Origin of the sequence: Pseudoalteromonas sp. bablab_jr011 (assembly GCF_016464045.1) — a bacterium.
GTDB classification, from domain to species: Bacteria; Pseudomonadota; Gammaproteobacteria; order Enterobacterales; family Alteromonadaceae; genus Pseudoalteromonas; species Pseudoalteromonas lipolytica.
On the sequence record NZ_JACDWU010000078.1, the window covers coordinates 1 to 320 of the forward strand.

2 rRNA genes are annotated in these 320 nt (G+C 42.8%); both read left to right on the forward strand.

Annotated elements, in window-relative coordinates:
- Positions 1-79, forward strand: a 23S ribosomal RNA gene (locus JIG41_RS01950); the annotation flags it as partial.
- Between the two features lie 121 nt (positions 80-200).
- Positions 201-315: ribosomal RNA gene (gene rrf / locus JIG41_RS01955) — 5S ribosomal RNA — on the forward strand.
- Positions 316-320 lie beyond the last annotated feature (5 nt).

A 320-nucleotide genomic window follows, 5' to 3' on the forward strand; every position in this document is an offset into this window, starting at 1 on the left:
ACAACGTTGATAGGCAGGATGTGGAAGTGGTGTGAGCCATTAAGCTAACCTGTACTAATTACCCGTGAGGCTTAACCATACAACGCCAAACGCGTTTTATGACAGCGTAACAGACAGAAGTTAGTATACTAAAGTAGATTTTACGATTATCAGATTTCCAGATTTTAGTTAATTGCAGATGCGATTAACAACCAAATTTGCTTGGTGACAATAGCGTTTTGGACCCACCTGATTCCATGCCGAACTCAGTAGTGAAACGAAACAGCGCCGATGATAGTGTGGCATTTGCCATGTGAAAGTAGGACATCGCCAGGCTCCTA